17 protein-coding genes are annotated in these 13715 nt (G+C 58.7%); 4 read left to right on the top strand and 13 right to left on the bottom strand.

Annotated elements, in window-relative coordinates; translation table 11 throughout:
* Window positions 1-57 precede the first annotated feature (57 nt).
* Window positions 58-405: a hypothetical protein gene (locus tag HB393_RS10160; protein ID WP_213805049.1), complete on the bottom strand. Its 348-nt coding sequence runs from the start codon at window positions 403-405 to the stop codon at window positions 58-60.
* Window positions 384-947, bottom strand: coding sequence for a sigma-70 family RNA polymerase sigma factor (locus tag HB393_RS10165; RefSeq protein ID WP_213805050.1), 564 nt, complete (start codon window positions 945-947; stop codon window positions 384-386). Before HB393_RS10165 ends, HB393_RS10160 begins: the two co-directional genes overlap by 22 nt.
* 107 nt (window positions 948-1054) lie before the next feature.
* On the opposite strand from HB393_RS10165, the gene HB393_RS10170 reads away from it, so the two are divergent.
* Entirely contained in the window at window positions 1055-1516 is a 462-nt protein-coding gene (locus HB393_RS10170; RefSeq protein WP_213805051.1) for a DUF6249 domain-containing protein, read from the top strand.
* Between the two features lie 64 nt (window positions 1517-1580).
* On the opposite strand, the gene sseA is transcribed toward HB393_RS10170, so the two are convergent.
* Both sseA and HB393_RS10180 read right to left on the bottom strand, forming a co-directional pair.
* Entirely contained in the window at window positions 1581-2420 is an 840-nt protein-coding gene (gene sseA, locus HB393_RS10175; protein ID WP_213805052.1) for a 3-mercaptopyruvate sulfurtransferase, read from the bottom strand.
* A 90-nt stretch (window positions 2421-2510) separates the two neighbouring features.
* Window positions 2511-3878 (bottom strand): hypothetical protein, encoded by a 1368-nt coding sequence (locus HB393_RS10180; protein WP_213805053.1) that lies wholly within the window; start codon window positions 3876-3878, stop codon window positions 2511-2513.
* A gap of 679 nt (window positions 3879-4557) precedes the next feature.
* On the opposite strand from HB393_RS10180, the gene adh reads away from it, so the two are divergent.
* Window positions 4558-6099 carry an aldehyde dehydrogenase gene (adh, locus tag HB393_RS10185; RefSeq protein ID WP_213805136.1) on the top strand — a complete coding sequence of 514 codons (1542 nt, stop codon included), beginning with the start codon at window positions 4558-4560 and terminating at the stop codon, window positions 6097-6099.
* Window positions 6100-6104: 5 nt separating this feature from the next.
* On the top strand, window positions 6105-6482 hold the full coding sequence (locus HB393_RS10190; protein WP_213805054.1) for a DUF779 domain-containing protein: 378 nt from the start codon (window positions 6105-6107) through the stop codon (window positions 6480-6482).
* Window positions 6483-6501: 19 nt separating this feature from the next.
* Here HB393_RS10190 and pdxH read toward each other — a convergent pair whose 3' ends face one another.
* The 9 genes from pdxH to HB393_RS10235 form a co-directional block, all read right to left on the bottom strand.
* Entirely contained in the window at window positions 6502-7101 is a 600-nt protein-coding gene (gene pdxH, locus HB393_RS10195; RefSeq protein WP_213805055.1) for a pyridoxamine 5'-phosphate oxidase, read from the bottom strand.
* A gap of 63 nt (window positions 7102-7164) precedes the next feature.
* Entirely contained in the window at window positions 7165-7899 is a 735-nt protein-coding gene (locus HB393_RS10200; RefSeq protein ID WP_213805056.1) for a PIG-L family deacetylase, read from the bottom strand.
* Window positions 7896-8657: a ribonuclease HII gene (locus tag HB393_RS10205; RefSeq protein ID WP_213805057.1), complete on the bottom strand. Its 762-nt coding sequence runs from the start codon at window positions 8655-8657 to the stop codon at window positions 7896-7898. The genes HB393_RS10200 and HB393_RS10205 overlap by 4 nt, the downstream gene beginning before the upstream one ends.
* Window positions 8658-8785: 128 nt before the next feature.
* Window positions 8786-9142, bottom strand: a complete 357-nt coding sequence (gene rplS, locus HB393_RS10210; protein WP_218623934.1) for a 50S ribosomal protein L19 — start codon at window positions 9140-9142, stop codon at window positions 8786-8788.
* 87 nt (window positions 9143-9229) lie between these two features.
* Window positions 9230-10072: a tRNA (guanosine(37)-N1)-methyltransferase TrmD gene (trmD, locus tag HB393_RS10215; protein ID WP_213805058.1), complete on the bottom strand. Its 843-nt coding sequence runs from the start codon at window positions 10070-10072 to the stop codon at window positions 9230-9232.
* Between the two features lie 37 nt (window positions 10073-10109).
* A complete protein-coding gene (gene rimM / locus HB393_RS10220) occupies window positions 10110-10700 on the bottom strand; it encodes a ribosome maturation factor RimM (RefSeq protein ID WP_213805059.1) in 591 nt (196 codons plus the stop codon).
* Between the two features lie 110 nt (window positions 10701-10810).
* A complete protein-coding gene (locus HB393_RS10225) occupies window positions 10811-11113 on the bottom strand; it encodes a KH domain-containing protein (protein ID WP_213805060.1) in 303 nt (100 codons plus the stop codon).
* A gap of 416 nt (window positions 11114-11529) precedes the next feature.
* Window positions 11530-11784 carry a 30S ribosomal protein S16 gene (rpsP, locus tag HB393_RS10230; protein ID WP_213805061.1) on the bottom strand — a complete coding sequence of 85 codons (255 nt, stop codon included), beginning with the start codon at window positions 11782-11784 and terminating at the stop codon, window positions 11530-11532.
* Between the two features lie 183 nt (window positions 11785-11967).
* Entirely contained in the window at window positions 11968-12837 is an 870-nt protein-coding gene (locus HB393_RS10235; RefSeq protein ID WP_255550963.1) for an alpha/beta hydrolase-fold protein, read from the bottom strand.
* A 163-nt stretch (window positions 12838-13000) separates the two neighbouring features.
* On the opposite strand from HB393_RS10235, the gene HB393_RS10240 reads away from it, so the two are divergent.
* Complete coding sequence (locus tag HB393_RS10240; protein ID WP_213805063.1) at window positions 13001-13711, top strand: alpha/beta hydrolase-fold protein; 711 nt, start codon at window positions 13001-13003, stop codon at window positions 13709-13711.
* Window positions 13712-13715: the final 4 nt, after the last annotated feature.

Consider the following 13715-nt stretch of genomic DNA (forward strand, 5'->3'; position numbering starts at 1 on the left):
TCTTATCAGCGCTTTATCCTTTGGATCACCGTTAACGTCTTACGGTCAAAACCGGGCCTACCGCATCCAGTCCCGCCGCATCCCAGACCACATCGCCAGCAAAATAAACTGCCCGCAAAGCACCCACTCCAGTCCCACCCAAACAGCCGATCCAGCTCCCGCACGCGGCGCAAGCCCCAGCATCGCCACAAGCAATAACACCATCCCCACCCACACCATGCCGAACCCATACCGAGTCCGCCGCACCGCCGCCGTAGCCGCTATCCGCACTGGCGCCTGACTCGCCACCCGAGCCGCAAACCCCGCAGGGATCCTCACCGCTGGCTGACGCTCCAGCGCTCGAACTACTCGCCGTTCAAACTCCTCGGCTGCGTCGCCTGCTGTCATCCTCGATTCGTCGTCCATGCCACCCTCCTCTCCTCGACCTGCTGCGCCTGAATCCCCTCACGCAGCTTCTTCCGTCCGCGGTGCAGATGAGTCCGGATCGTCCCAATCGGCATACTCAACGCCAGCGCAATCTGCTCATAGGTCCGTTCTTCCTGATGATAAAGAACCAACACCGTCCGTTCCACACCGCTCAGCCTTTGCAACTGCTCCTCCACCACTTCTTGAAACTCACCCTCCTCCATCTGCTCCTCGGCGTTCCGATCCGGATGCTGCAGCCTGTTCTCCCAACCTCCGTCTTCATCTGAGATCGAGACCATCCTCTGCGTATCCTTCCGTCGCCGCTTCCACTCATCCTGAGCAACGTTTACCGTGATCCGGTAGAGATACGTCGTAATCAGAGCCTCTCCGCGAAACTGCGACAGCGCCCGGAACAGCCGCAGAAAGACCTCTTGCGCGAGATCGTCCAGATGTTCTCGGCTTCCCGTTAGCCGCAACAGCGTCCGAAACACCATCGCCTGGTGCTCGCGGACCAGTTGCTCGAAGCTGAGGTTGTTGTCCAAGCAGGGTTAGACCATACACCACTCTCAAAGTTTCATGAAGCCCAATGAAACTTTGAGAACCATCTCAGGTCTAACGCGGGCAGAAACTGAAATCAGGAGGAAGCACCATGGGAGTCTTTACTACGCCCTTCATCGTACCGCTCGGCGCCTTCACGGTCGCCATCGTGGCCATCGTGGCGGTAGTCGTCGGCCGAGTCCAATTCCGTAGAGTCAAGGCGGAACAACGTATGGCGATGATTGCGCGCGGCATGTCTATCGCCGACATCGAGCGCCTCATCGGGACCAAAGAAGAAGAGGATCGTCCCGCCGGCCTCAGAGATCCGCTTCGCAGCCTGGCCAATGCTCGCCGCGCCGGGATTATTCTCGTCTCCTCCGGCGTCGGCATCATCCTCTTCCTGGTCACCGTCAGCGTCGTGGTCCAGGAGCGCGACGTTCTAGCCGGAGCTGCTACCGGACTTGTCCCGCTGGCCATCGGGATCGGCTTCTTCATCGACTACAGCCTGCAGAAGCGCGAGTTGTCGCGCTTCGGTCTTGAGGTGGAACCTTCTGCTGGTTCAAGCATCGGTTAGCGACTTATCTCGTGCCCAATAGATCCTGGCAGATTGCAGGCTTTCCTGTAGGGAGCAATCGAAGTTAGGTATTCTTCTCGATCACTGCCTCCGGATGTTGGGCGTATTCGGCCCACGATCCGTCGTACAGGCTGACGTGTTCTGCTCCGGTGATCTCCAGGCCGAGTGCGATGACAGCGGCTGTTACGCCAGAGCCGCAGGATGTGGTGATTGGTTTCGTCATGTCCACGCCTTTGGTGACGAAGACTCTGTGGAGCTCTTCGGCGGGTTTCAGACGTCCGTCTTCGACCAGTTCGGTGAAGGGGAGGCTGGTCGCTCCGGGCATGTGGCCGGAGCTGAGTCCGGGGCGAGGCTCTGGAGCGGTTCCGGCGAAGCGGCCTGCGGAGCGGGCGTCGAGGATCTGGGTGTGTTCGGCGATCTCCTGCTGGATCTGGGTGAAGTCCTTCACTGCATTCTGGTTCAGCTTGGCCTCGAAGCTGGCCTCGGCGCGATGGACCTCGCCAGATTCCGTGGGGAGATCGGCTTCTATCCAGGCCTTCAATCCGCCGTCGAGGATGTAGACTTTCCGGGCTCCGAAGGTGCGAAGCATCCACCAGGCGCGAGGCGCGGAGAAGATGCCTTCCTGCTCGTAGATCACGATGGTCATCGCATCGCCGATGCCGAGCGCTGCCATGTCGCGCGAGAAGGTCTCGGGTGCGGGAAGCATGTGAGGCAGCGGCGTTGCGTGGTCGGAGAGCGCTTCGATATCGAAGAAGACAGCTCCGGGAATGTGCTTCGCGAGGTATCGAGCGCGTGTGTCTACGGGCGGAGTTACTCCGACTGGGGGCAGCGTGGCGTCGAGGACTACGGTGTTGGAGTCCTTGAGGCTGCTGGCCAGCCACGAGGGAGTTACGAGAGGATTCATCGAAGTTGCTCACTTTCTTTGGCGCGATCGTCTGATCGATGGCGTGGAAGGTCGGTCTGTCAGCCGTCGTTCTGGAAGGCTATTTCCAGATCATACCGCTGCCATCTCCTCTTGCACTCTGCGTAGGATCTCGGGTTCCTCCAGTGCCTTGAGGGGCTTGAGGAGGTGGCGAATCGCGGAGAACAGCTCGTGGAAGGCTGCGTCGCGGGCTGCGATGCGGCTGACGGCGCCGCGAAACCTGAGTTTTTCTTCCAGGTCGAGAGGGCGTTCTCCGCGTGTCTCGGGGTAGGCGAGGTCGGGGAGGGCGGATGTCTCCCAGGCGTCTTCGATGAGGAGTTCGGCGTTGGCCAGGAAGGTCTGTCCTAGCTTGGCGAGCGGGTCCTTCTCTGAGGATTGCAGTTGAAGCAGTTGCTGCAGCATATTCGCCTCTTGCAGGGCGACGGTCATTCCCTGACCGTAGACAGGATTGAGGCGGCAGATTGCGTCTCCGATCGGGAGCAGACCGCGTGGGAGGTCGCGGAGTCGTCCGAAGTGCCGCCAGACGCTCTCGCGGAAGCCGAACTGTGTGATCTCGCCTACGCGCGTTGCGTTCTTGATGGCGTCGTAGATTGAGGATGGCTCGATCTGCTGCGCGTATTTCAGGAAGCCATCGCCGTCGAATGGAGGGACGTCGTTGCCTCTTCCGATCAGCAGGACCTGCCAGCGGTTATTCTCCGCGGCGTAGAGGTAGCCGTAGCGAAGCTGCACCGGTGGTTTCGGGTAGGTGAGCATGATCTTGAACTCACCGGCGGCGACGGGAGCGCTGAAGACAGCGCTGGAGTAGTGCGTCTCCATTCCGATCACAGTCTCTTTGGGAAGCGCTCTGCCTGTGGCCTTGAGGAAGGCCAAGGTGAGCGTTCCGTGGGCGGAGGCGTCGACGACTAGATCCGCCAAGAGTGTCGTCGGAGTTCGGGTGCTCTCCGGAGCTCTATCGCGGGTCTGGTATGAGACTCCTATGACGATGCCGCTGCCGGATGCGCCCAGGATCTCCATGACGCGGCAGCCTCCGCGGATGGTGATCTTTCGGTGCTGCTCGACTCTTCTGCGCAGCGTTAGCTCCAGCAGGGGCCTCGACATTGCGTAAGAGTGCCATTCGAAGCGCTGCCTGGGAGATTGTCCCTGGCCGAGACGCTCAAAGAGGACGTCGTAGCCTGGGTTGAGCTTTACGGCTCCCGCCTGGGCGAGGTCGCGGCCGAAGCCGGGAAGGAGATCTTCGAGCGCTTTCAACCCTCCGGCGAGGAGTCCGTGGGGATGTCTTCCCTGGGGGACGCCGGTTCGGGGTATTGGAACGGCTGGGAGGCTATCCTGCTCCAGAACCACCACCTCGTCGAAGGAGACCGTGAGTGCCTGGGCTGCTGCCAATCCGCCGATACCGGCACCGATCACTACTGCCCGTTTGCCAACTTTTGAGCCTGCCATTTCCTACGTTCCTATCTCAGTTCTCGTTCGGTCCCATTTGGTTTGGACACCGGATCGAGGAGGATTATTCCTCTCTGCGCTCTGTGGCCCATCCTGTCCCGTCCCGTACTCTATGCCCCTCTCCGAGGGGTACCCCCCCGGGGGGTATTTGGGCGTAAGTGGCGTATTTGCTTACGCTTACGGGCAGCAATCTCTTCCATGTGACAGATTCTAAACGGCTTGTGTCCAAATACGTCAGCCAGCTTGAGTTAGAGCTGTTTGAACTCGGTCTGCTCCCCGGCACAGATTAAAATACTGAAGCCCGGCGAGTTTCGCCGGGCTTCTTTTTTCGATCCTGTTTCTATTTTAGAAGATGGCACAAAACTAAAGTGCCACTTGTAAGTCCTTGTCGGCGGTTGGTTAGCTTGTTTTAGGGCTTGACATGGGTTTTTGTGGGGGATTGAGGCGAAGTTTTCTGTAAGGGCTTGTGGGCGGTGAGTTAGGCGGAGCCTTCGCGGTTGGAACGAAGCTGGTGCCGAGTTGAGCTTGGTTGAGCTAGTTTCTTTCCCAAAATAGAAATTGGTGTGGAAGACATACCCAACGGAGGCTTGCCGGGCGTATCGTGTTCCCCGCGAGCGGGAAGCTCTTCTCGCGCGATTGTATAAAGTTTCAATCCGAAGGAGCATCGCCCATGTCTACCATGACATCTTCTGTCTCCGCGACACCTAAAGTTACTCCGGGCTCCTATGGCTTTCCCGTCACGTTCCGTCCACGCTATGGCAACTTCATCGGAGGGCAGTGGCTGGAGCCCGCCTCGGGGCTCTACTTCGAGAACGTCACACCCATTACGGGTGAGGTGCTGTGCAAGATTCCACGTTCCAATGCCGTCGACATCAATCGCGCCCTGGATGCCGCCCACGGCGCCAAGACTGCCTGGGGCAAGACATCACCCGCGCATCGCGCACGCGTTCTCGAGCAGATCGCCCAGCGCATGGAGGACAACCTGGAGATGCTGGCTACGGTCGAGACGTGGGACAACGGCAAGCCTATCCGCGAGACGATCAACGCGGATCTGCCGCTGTGCATCGACCACTTCCGTTACTTCGCGGGCTGTATACGGGCGCAGGAGGGCGGGATATCGCAGTTGGATGACGATACTGTCTCTTACCACTATCACGAGCCTTTGGGCGTGATCGGGCTGATCATCCCGTGGAACTTTCCGCTTCTGATGGCTACGTGGAAGCTCGCGCCTGCACTTGCTGCGGGCAATGCCGTGGTTCTCAAGCCCGCGGAGCAGACGCCTCTCTCGATCCTGGTGCTGATGGAGTTGATTGGGGACCTGCTGCCTCCGGGTGTCCTTAATGTCGTCAACGGGCTGGGCGTGGAGGCAGGGAAGCCGTTGGCCTCGAGTCCCCGGGTCAACAAGGTGGCGTTCACAGGCGAGACGACGACTGGCCGTCTCATCATGCAGTATGCGTCGCAGAACATTATCCCGGTGACTCTGGAACTCGGCGGGAAGTCCCCGAACATCTTCTTCGAGGACGTGATGCGAGAAGACGACGCGTTCTTCGACAAGTGTCTAGAAGGTTTTACGATGTTCGCCTTCAACCAAGGCGAGGTCTGCACCTGCCCCTCACGCGCACTGATCCAGGAGTCGATCTACGATCGATTCATGGAGCGCGCACTGGGGCGGGTGAAGGCCATCAAGCGCGGCAATCCTCTGGACAAAGACACTATGATCGGAGCGCAGGCCTCTTCCGAGCAGTTGGAGAAGATCCTTTCGTACTTCGATATTGGGGTGCAGGAGGGTGCGAAGGTGCTCATCGGCGGGCATCGCTCGGAGATCGGTCCGGAGTTCGCCAAGGGCTTCTACATCGAGCCGACGATCTTTGAAGGTCATAACAAGATGCGGGTGTTTCAGGAGGAGATCTTCGGGCCTGTCGTGTCTGTTACGAAGTTCAAGAATGAAGAGGAGGCGCTTGCGATTGCGAACGACAGCCTCTATGGATTGGGGGCTGGTTTGTGGACTCGCGATACCAATCGCACCTACCGCTTTGGCCGTGGTATCCAGGCGGGGCGGGTGTGGACGAACTGCTATCACCTGTATCCTGCGCACTCGGCGTTTGGAGGGTATAAGCAGTCCGGCATTGGGCGGGAGAATCACAAGATGATGCTGGACCACTACCAGCAGACGAAGAACCAGTTGATCAGCTATAGCCCCAACGCGGTAGGGTTCTTCTAAAGAGCATGCCGCGCCTCCCGGACCAGGTTCTTGCCACCGACGCAGCTATCGCCCTTATCGCCACGCTTCATGACAAGCATGGCGACCTGATGTTTCATCAGTCGGGCGGTTGCTGCGACGGGAGTTCGCCGATGTGCTATCCGCGAGGGGAGTTTCTGACCGGCGAAGAGGATGTCCTTATGGGCACGCTGGGTGATACGCCGTTCTATATCAGCCGCCCGCAGTTCGAGTATTGGAAGCACACCCAACTGATCCTCGATGTGGTTCCGGGCCGGGGCGGCATGTTCTCGCTGGAAGGTCCGGAGGGGGTTCGCTTTCTTATTCGCTCGCGGGTCTTTACGGATGAGGAGATTGTTCAGCTTCGGGAGGCTGCGCGTATCTGATCGCGGTTGACGGCGATGCTTACGGGAACAGCCTCTCCGCGGTCCAGCCAGCGCTATCGCGGAGGAATAACATTCGATCGTGCAGGCGGTCGGGGCCTTCTTGCCAGAACTCGATTCTCGAAGGGGATAAGACGTAGCCTCGCCAGAAGTCTGGCCGCGGAATCTCTCCGGGATAGAGGGCTTCTAGCTCGCGTACACGCTCTTCCAGAAGCTGGCGGCTCTGCAATGCGTGGCTTTGCTGCGAGGCGGCGGCTCCCAGTTGGCTGCGACGCGAGCGGCTGTGGAAGTATGCATCGGCCTCGGTGCCGGGCAGCTCGGTTACGGTGCCGTCGACTCTTACCTGGCGGCGCAGCGACTTCCAGTGAAAGCACATGGCGGCCTGCGGGTTCTCGGCTAGCTGCGTCCCTTTTTGGCTTTCGGCGTTGGTGAAGAATCCGAAGCCGCGTTCGTCCAATTGCTTGAGCAAGACCATGCGCACCGATGGCGCGGCTCCGACTGTTGCTGTGGCTAAGGCGGCTGCGTTCGGATCGTTCAACTCTGTCTTCTCCGCCTCAGAGAGCCAGACTCGAAACAAGGCGATGGGGTCGGAGAGATCCTCAGCAGGGAATTCATCGCTCATGGTTGGCTCCCTCTGGTGCTGGCCTATTGTCGAACGCCCAGCCGCGCAAGGGAAGGGATGAGGTCACGACTCTTTGAGCCCCTCGAACAAATCGTCCGACAATTTGGCGGCGTGCATTCCCTCGGTGGCGATCAAGGTATAGAGCTCTTCGGAGCCGTACTGCTCGAATAGCAGCCTGGTCGTCTCCATGACGGGTCCTTGAGAAGGATGGTTCCGGAAGGCCTCGGCCTTGCGCTGCTGGACGCTGCGGATATCGAGCTTCACCGTCCAAGGCGAAGGCAGAGGCACGGGGCGGTCGGGGATGAAGAAGTTTGCGGTCGCGTAGAAGAGCCGCCGGGGTTGAAAGGGTGTCGCGAGATCGGGGTACCGTTTGGCGCGGCCGGCCCAGTGGAAGGCCGAGGTGGTGAGGGCCGAGACGATCATGTGGTCGTTGTGGGTGTTGAGGCCACCGTCGCCGCCGAAGGTGATCACGACGTCCGGCTTGAAGCGGCGCATGCGCTCTACGAGCCGGCCTGCGGCTTTGGAGAAGTCGACGAACTCGAGCCGGCCATCCTGGTAGTCCATCAACTCGTGGTGGGTTACGCCCAGGACCTTGCAGGAGGCGGCGAACTCGTCTCGCCGTATCTTGCCCAGGGCTTCCCCTGAGGCGGCCTCGCCACGGTAGGTGGCGGCCTGTCCGTCGGTGAGGCAAAGGACGTAAGTCTCGATTCCTCGATCGGCGGCGGTTGCGAGGGCTCCACCAAACGCAAAGCACTCATCATCGGGATGGGCCCCTACACACATCATCTTCAAGCTCAAAGGATTGCATCCTCCAGATCGTCTTCTTCAAACATCAAGTCGCCCGTCAACTGCTCTTCCAGGAGAGCATCGGGATCCACGGCCCAGACGGGAGCAAAGCTGCGGCGATGCAGCGCGCAGGGTCCGTGCTCCTGCAACGCACGCCGGTGTTGCGGGGTTCCGTATCCTTTGTGAGAGGCCAGACCATAGACCGGGTGCACGAGATCCAACTCGCGCATGAGGCCGTCGCGGTGCACCTTGGCTACGACCGAGGCTGCGGCGATGGAGAGGCTTAACGCGTCGCCGTAGAAGAGACGGGTCTGCGCGCACATGTGGTCGATTCGCATCGCGTCGATGAGGAGGTGGTCGGGCTGCACGGAGAGGCCTTGTACCGCGGCCAGCATTGCGAGGCGTGTCGCCTGATAGATGTTGACGCGGTCGATGGTCTCGGCGTCGATCTCTGCGACGGAGACGCAGAGGGCCATCTTGCGAATGCGCTTGTCGAGCTTCTCGCGGTCTTCGCGGGTCATCTGCTTGGAGTCTTTCAGGCCAGCTTTGGCGAGAGAGGCCATCCGCTCGGGGAGGACGACGGCAGCCGCTACGACGGGGCCGAAGAGCGCTCCACGGCCTACTTCGTCGACTCCGGCGATGCTCTGAAAGCCGAGGTGGCGCAGGGCCTGCTCGGGTGCATCGCTGCAGACGAGCTGCTTCAACATCCGCTGCTTCGCGGCTGCTTTGCCTAGAGTCTTCGTCCTGGGAGTTGGGGAAGTAAGTGCCATGCCCTTCCGTCTCAGTCTATATCGGCTGCGGCTCTGTTGCTGAGTGGAAGGTTCGAGGTTAAAGACAAAGCCACGACCCGAGGGCCGTGGCTTTTTGTGAGAGCAAAATCTTAGAGGAAGCTGGAGGGTTACTTGGCGCGCTCGACTTCGCGCAGACGAGCAGCCTTACCACGCAGACCACGGAGGTAGAAGAGCTTCGAGCGGCGAACTTCGTAGGAACGAACTTTTTCAACCTTGTCGACGACCTTGGAGTTGAAGGGGAAGATACGCTCGACACCCTGACCGAAGCTCATCTTGCGCACGGTAAAGGTGCCCTGCGCGCCCTTGCGGCAGGCGATAACCATTCCTTCAAAGGCCTGAAGACGTTCTTTCTCGCCTTCTTTGATCTTTACTTGAACGCGGACAGTGTCGCCAGGGGCGAACTGCGGTAGATCGGTCCGCTCTAACTTGGCGGCCAGCTTCTGCATGATTGGATGAATTGACATGACTACTTTCCTAATCTGAACTCGAATCCTTAGTGTACACGAAAATTGGCTTCTGAGGCGCGTAAATGCTGCATCTACTGGCTCGGATTACGCTTTGTCCTTGATGGGGGAATCCGGGTTCCGTTCGTCGCGGAGCTGGCGGAGGATCTTCTCATCTTCTTTGGTAAGAGCCGCTTTTTCGAGTAGATCAGGGCGGTTGCGGAGGGTTTTTTCGAGGGACATGCGGCGTCTCCAGCGACGGATTACGTCGTGATTGCCGCTCATGAGGGCTTCGGGGATGGGAATGCCACGGAATTCGGCGGGGCGGGTGTAGTGCGGGTAGTCCAGAAGGCCTCCGGAGCCGTGAGTGGAGCGGGGCGGGCCGTCGGCTGTTCCGGGGGTGTCTGCTACTTCATCCGCGCCGAAGCTCTCGAAGCGGGCTGAGTCCGGGTTTCCGAGGGCTCCGGGGAGTAGGCGTACTACGGCGTCGATTACTACCGCGGCTGCCAGCTCGCCGCCGGAGAGGACGTAGTCGCCGATGGAGATCTCCTGGTCGCAGAGGAGGTCGTTGATGCGCTCGTCGATGCCTTCGTAGCGTCCGCAGAGGATTACTACGCGATCTTTTTGGGCCAGATCGTGCGCCAGCGCCTGGGTGAAGGGTCGGCCTTGTGCTGAGAGGAGGATGACTGTCTCGCGGGTTGGGTCGCGTTGAGGCTTTGCTGTCATTCCTAGGGACTCAAATGCGTCCCAGATGGGCTCTGCCTTCAGCACCATGCCCTCGCCGCCGCCGAAGGGACGGTCGTCTACGGTGCGATGGCGGTCGTGGGTGAATCCACGGAGGTCGTGGGTGTGGACCTCGACCTGTCCGGTGGTCTGAGCGCGCTTGAGGATGCCGTAGTCCAGGGGACCCTGGAAGAAGCCGGGAAAGATCGTAAGAATATCGAAGCGCATGTAGGACTCTAGAAGAACGGTGTGCGTGAAAGAGGGATTAGCGGTTTACGTCGAGCAGGCCTACCGGGAGGATCATATCGACACGTCTTGCTTCGGCGTCGACTCGTACCAGGAAGTCTTTTGCGAAGGGAACCAGGAGCTCGTCGCCGTTGGGACCGGAGGAGCGGAGGACCAGCATGGGGGCTGTCTCTTCGAGGCGGCGGAGGCCGTCCGGGGTGGTCGCGAACTGGACGTCTTCGATGATCCCTACGGGCTCTGGGCCGTCATAGACGGTGCAGCCTACCAGGTCGCTGATGTAGTTGGCTTCCTCGTCGAGAGGGAGGCGCTCTTCGTGCGGCACGATGACTTCCAGACCGGCGAGCTTTTCAGCGTCGGAGATGGAGTCGATGCCGGCGAGCTTTAGGACTACGCGTCCTTGATTCTTGCCGACGGGGAGCCAATGCGATTCCACCTCGGCGGCGCGTGCCTCCGAGGTGTCTCCATTGAAGTCTTCTACTGCCAGGTATACCCGGCAACGATCTGTAAACCGTTCGGGGAAATCGGTATGCAATTCTGCCAACAATTCTCCTTTGCGCCCTTGCGGGCGCAGGAGTTGTGCCAGAACAATCCAATTCGAGTCATCTTCCATGAATAGAGCATGACACCGGATACTGCTCTCGGCCAGCAACCGCCTAAAAAATCAGCGATTGCTGCAACGAATGCCAAGATCAAAGAGGGAATTGCATCCTGGAACGAAGCTCAGGAGGCCAGGCTCTTTGTCTCGTCTTCGATGATGTCCAGAGCGAAACGATGTTTCATTTTCATGCTGGCGGCGCTGAGGATCGTACGCATCGAGCGTGCTGTCCGTCCTTGCTTGCCAATAACTTTCCCCACGTCGGTCGGAGCGACGCGCAGCCGAAGCAGCGTGCCCTCTCCATCTTTTAGAGCCTCAACCAGCACCTTATCTGGGCTGTCGACCAGTGCGCAGGCAATTCCCTTTACCAGTTCAACCATGTTCTGTGAAAGCACATCGGTTGCTGCCAGCGTATCGGTATCCGTCATTACCATCCTCCTCGGTCCCGGTGCAGCACTCCCTTTATTTAACCCGTTATCTCCATCTGATGCGAGATGTCCGTGTATCAGGCAGAACGCAACAAAGGTTTATGAAAGCGTCTAACCAAAACACTTTCCAGGGCACGAGCAAAAATAAAGCAAGAGTGCAGCGAAACTTTTATGTATGGCTAAAGTTTACAGGAGGAAGAGGGGATTTACATGTAATAGAATCAACAAGATAATAAACTTTGGGAACCGCGTTTCGGTTCCCAAAGTTTATTATCGATTGTGTACTGAAGTTGTAGGAACTGTATATAAAAGCGTGATTTTGCAAGATCGACTTGAGGCGACAGGACCAAAATCATGCTTAAATCTCATCGTTTGGATTCGGAAGGGGGTCCCTAAAGATTCGAATCTGGTTACTTCTAAGCGGCCGCAGTAACCGTTTCAGTTACCGGTGACGCAGCAAGCAGTTTGCCGACGCGATCTGAGAGCTGGGCTCCATTACCGGTCCAATAGTCGATACGATCCCGCTTGAGATCGACGGTGGCTGGGTTGGTGCGGGGATTGTAGGTGCCGACGACTTCGACCGAACGTCCGTTGCGGGCGCGGTCCTTTTCGATCACAACGATACGATAGTGGGGCTGCTTACGCGCGCCAACGCGCGCCAAACGAATCATCAACACTGGGAATGCCTTTCAAAACATTTTAATTGGGCAAAAGAGAGAATCACCGACAGTCGATTTTCAGTCCGTACCCGGGTGGGGGCCGCAGAGCAGAATCACCCAACATCTAAGTATCGCGGATATTACGGTTTTCCGCAATCATTCCCAGCGAATTTAACTCCATTTCCCGGCAACGAGCTATCTTGTTGTCCCTTTGGGTGTGCGCGATGGGAAGAGGAAGCGCAGCACGTCTCCCAGGCGTTTTGCCCAGGCGTCTTCATCGTGCACAGCGCCTGCGGCTTTCATGTACATGAGATCGGCGCCTGCCTGCCATCCCTGCTTGAGAAGCTGCTTGTAGAGCAGATCTGCGTCGCGCACATGGCGTGCTCCTTCGGCCATGCCTATGTCCATCCATATCTGCAGGGTGGGTTTTGGGTTTGCCTGATTCACGATCTCAAGGATGCTGCGATGGTCCCACCAGAGGGAGGGCGACAGGACCGCAAGCTTGCCGAAGACGCCAGGATTTTCCAACCCCAGGTAGAGCGAGATCAGACCTCCAAGCGAAGATCCGCCTAGTCCAGTCGATGTGGCTTCGGGGCGGGTTCTGAAGGTCTCGTCGATGAAAGGCTTTAGCTCCTCTATCAACAGGCGTCCGTAGCTCCGGCCTTCACCGCCTCCCATCTTGAAGTCGCGGGTCGGCGTATATTCGGCCATCCTTCGGAGCCCTGTGTTGGCTACGCCGACCAGGATGACGGGCTCGATCTCTCCTGCCGATGCCAACTTATCCGCCGTCGTCTGTGCTTGCCAGGTTCTGCCGGGCAGATAGGAGGTTAGGCCATCGAAGAGGTTCTGGCCGTCGTGGAGATAGAGGACGGGATAGCGATGATCTTGATTGTCAAAGTATTGGGGAGGCAGATAGACCATGATGTCCCGCGCACCGGGGAGGATAAGGGAGTGAAGCTCGTAGACCTTATATCGCGGATTGGCCAGGAGATCCGGGGAGGCTGCCTTCTTGCGGAGGAGACGCAATTCTCCGGAGCCGGCGGGGACACTTGTCGAATTCTGCATGGACTCAGCGTCCCTCATCGAAGAGGGAAGAGACCAAGGAGGGAAATCCTTCGTCGCCGCAGCTGGTTCCTATTCGGAAGGAACTCTCCCGCAGGGTACTGCTTTGGCTACGGCAAGTAGGAAACTGCTCTAACATGGCATCAGGTTAGCAGAGGCTCCGCCTATGAGACGCGAATATCAAAAGTGGTTCTCCCCTTCACTCGAACGCGAGATGGAACTCCTCACCTTCGGGCATGCCGGTATGCCGGTCCTTGTCTTTCCTACTTCCTGTGGTCGCTTCTTCGAGTTCGAGGACCGAGGCATGGTCGGAGCGATCCACGAGAAGATCGAGCGCGGGCATCTGCAGTTGATCTGTGTCGACTCGGTGGATTCGGAGAGCTGGTACAACCGCGATGTTCCGCCGCGCTGGCGTATTGCGCGCCATGTGCAGTATGAGCACTACGTGATGCAGGAGGTTCTGCCCCTGGTTCGCAGCGGCAACCGTACTCCCAATGTCGCCGCTATGGGGTGTAGCTTTGGCGGCTACCATGCCCTCAATATCGCGCTGCGGCACCCGGATATCTTCCAGTCGGTTCTCTCTTTGGGAGGTGCATTTAATCCGGTGAACTTCCTCGACGGATACTACGACGACGACTGCTACTACAACCTTCCGATGCATTACATTCCGAACACTACCGATCCCTGGTTCCTGGATCGCTATGGCCGAAGCACCTACATTCTCGCTACGGGCGTGGAAGACCAGTGCAAGGGAGAGAACGAGCGGATGGCCGATGTTCTGCGGGCCAAATCCATTCCTTGCCGGCTGGATGTCTGGGGCGATCATACGGGCCACGATTGGCCATGGTGGCAGCGCATGGTGCAGACCTACCTCTAGAAGA

The sequence above is a fragment of the Granulicella sp. dw_53 genome, from assembly GCF_018449545.1.
Classification (GTDB): Bacteria; Acidobacteriota; Terriglobia; order Terriglobales; family Acidobacteriaceae; genus Edaphobacter.

What these genes read in the sequence shown, in the direction of transcription:
- HB393_RS10160 (WP_213805049.1), bottom strand. Translation starts at nt 405, where the DNA reads ATGGACGACGAATCGAGGATGACAGCAGGCGACGCAGCCGAGGAGTTT.
- HB393_RS10170 (WP_213805051.1), top strand. Translation starts at nt 1,055, where the DNA reads ATGGGAGTCTTTACTACGCCCTTCATCGTACCGCTCGGCGCCTTCACG.
- sseA (WP_213805052.1), bottom strand. Translation starts at nt 2,420, where the DNA reads ATGAATCCTCTCGTAACTCCCTCGTGGCTGGCCAGCAGCCTCAAGGAC.
- HB393_RS10180 (WP_213805053.1), bottom strand. Translation starts at nt 3,878, where the DNA reads ATGGCAGGCTCAAAAGTTGGCAAACGGGCAGTAGTGATCGGTGCCGGT.
- adh (WP_213805136.1), top strand. Translation starts at nt 4,558, where the DNA reads ATGACATCTTCTGTCTCCGCGACACCTAAAGTTACTCCGGGCTCCTAT.
- HB393_RS10190 (WP_213805054.1), top strand. Translation starts at nt 6,105, where the DNA reads ATGCCGCGCCTCCCGGACCAGGTTCTTGCCACCGACGCAGCTATCGCC.
- pdxH (WP_213805055.1), bottom strand. Translation starts at nt 7,101, where the DNA reads ATGAGCGATGAATTCCCTGCTGAGGATCTCTCCGACCCCATCGCCTTG.
- HB393_RS10205 (WP_213805057.1), bottom strand. Translation starts at nt 8,657, where the DNA reads ATGGCACTTACTTCCCCAACTCCCAGGACGAAGACTCTAGGCAAAGCA.
- rplS (WP_218623934.1), bottom strand. Translation starts at nt 9,142, where the DNA reads ATGTCAATTCATCCAATCATGCAGAAGCTGGCCGCCAAGTTAGAGCGG.
- trmD (WP_213805058.1), bottom strand. Translation starts at nt 10,072, where the DNA reads ATGCGCTTCGATATTCTTACGATCTTTCCCGGCTTCTTCCAGGGTCCC.
- rimM (WP_213805059.1), bottom strand. Translation starts at nt 10,700, where the DNA reads ATGGAAGATGACTCGAATTGGATTGTTCTGGCACAACTCCTGCGCCCG.
- HB393_RS10225 (WP_213805060.1), bottom strand. Translation starts at nt 11,113, where the DNA reads ATGACGGATACCGATACGCTGGCAGCAACCGATGTGCTTTCACAGAAC.
- rpsP (WP_213805061.1), bottom strand. Translation starts at nt 11,784, where the DNA reads ATGATTCGTTTGGCGCGCGTTGGCGCGCGTAAGCAGCCCCACTATCGT.
- HB393_RS10235 (WP_255550963.1), bottom strand. Translation starts at nt 12,837, where the DNA reads ATGCAGAATTCGACAAGTGTCCCCGCCGGCTCCGGAGAATTGCGTCTC.
- HB393_RS10240 (WP_213805063.1), top strand. Translation starts at nt 13,001, where the DNA reads ATGAGACGCGAATATCAAAAGTGGTTCTCCCCTTCACTCGAACGCGAG.